Annotated in this window: 1 protein-coding gene; it reads right to left on the bottom strand. The window is 36.3% G+C overall.

Features of this window, described 5'->3' with window-relative positions; all coding sequences use genetic code 11:
* Positions 1–308: 308 nt before the first annotated feature.
* Complete coding sequence (locus ABDZ53_RS07315) at positions 309–1190, bottom strand: manganese catalase (protein WP_343755073.1); 882 nt, start codon at positions 1188–1190, stop codon at positions 309–311.
* Between the last annotated feature and the right edge of the window lie 365 nt (positions 1191–1555).

The following is a 1555-nucleotide window of genomic DNA, read 5'->3' on the forward strand; positions in this document are numbered from 1 at the left end:
TGTTTAGAACGTTTTTTGAAGTATTCAGTTTGTTCAAACTTCATCTGGTACTGATGTTCCTGGCTTTTTAAAGTAATAGAATAGGTTTTTTCTTTTGTGTTCATAACTCAAAACTTTGAACATATCTTTTCTATATAGGTCAATCAAAATAAGGAAATCTCATAAAATACACTTCTTACATATTCGACCTTAGATAATGAGAGTATCTTCCCGTCTTTTGGACATATTTCCTTTCGATGAAAAGGCACCAAAAAAAAAGACTTATGCATATCACATAAGTCTAAGCCCAGTATATTTTTATTTTTTAACTATTTACTTGTATTTTTATTACCTTCAAGCATTCTGCGTCCTTCTTCAACAGCAGTGTTTGGATCTTCAGGTGGCGTATTTCTTAATATTTCTGGTGCGGCTGTTAGATCAGGCTCACCACCTGCCATGATGGGGTCACTACTATAGTGGAATTTGTTTCCATCACGGGCAGTTTCTCCTTCGAGTGCTTGAGAGGCTTCTCCTTCTGAGAAGTTGTAAAGTGTATGTGTAAACTCCTTACCTTGTTTTTGTAAGTCTTGAGTACCATGTGGTACAACTGGACCATATTTTTCTTCCAATTCTTCACAAACTTTTAAGAATTGAAGCTGGTGCTGCGTTTCACGAGCCATGAGGTAACTCAGCATATCGCGAACTCCTTTATCCTCCGTTTGCAGGAAGTTTCGTGATACTTGAAGGCGTGCCTGTGATTCACGGACAACGTTGAAGCGCATATCAGCGAGTAAATTCCCGCTTGAGACGATGAAATTTGCGCTCCACGGGTTTCCGTTAGAATCAGATAGCCCTGCACCAAGACCATTGACGAATGCATGTTGAGGGTCCATACCACCAAGTATTGCAGCAGTCGCTGGATCACTATTTCTCGCAAATTCTTCTATCGTATCAGTAGGAGCGTCACGTAATAGGTCATTAATCATGGTTGCTAACATTTCCATATGGCCTATTTCTTCCGTACCAGTGTCTAATAATAAATCTTTATATTTTTCATTGCCAACAGTGTTCCAACCTTGAAGCGTATAGGCCAACATTCCTGTAGTTTCTCCCCATTGACCCCCTAAAATCTCTTGTAAGCGTCGTGCGATAATAGGGTTACTTTTCTCAGGTTTTGCATGATACTGTAATTTTGATTTTCTGATGTACATGTGACAGTCCTCCTAATGTATTATAATGTCATACGTCGCATTAATTTCTTCTAAATAAGGGTTACATAGTAAATGGTAGTTTATATATATTCACATTTCAAATGAAACGGTTTCAAGAAACATCAAGAAAGGGACCTAGATTAATTTAATTAGTGGGGCTTCTTTTTAAAACTGATATATTTATTTGGTATTTTTCTATCGTTCCATAACTTTTGACTTTTGAATACGAGATAATAGAAAAAAGAAAGCTTTTACTGATAAAGTATCAATGCTGCTTTCTTTTTTTATTGTATATATCACTAGTGTTGCATAAAACTATATTCTTACCGGATTCTATATTTGTTAATTAAATCACAAGGTGTTTT

Origin of the sequence: Alkalibacterium iburiense (genome assembly GCF_039521845.1) — a bacterium.
Classification (GTDB): Bacteria; Bacillota; Bacilli; order Lactobacillales; family Carnobacteriaceae_A; genus Alkalibacterium; species Alkalibacterium iburiense.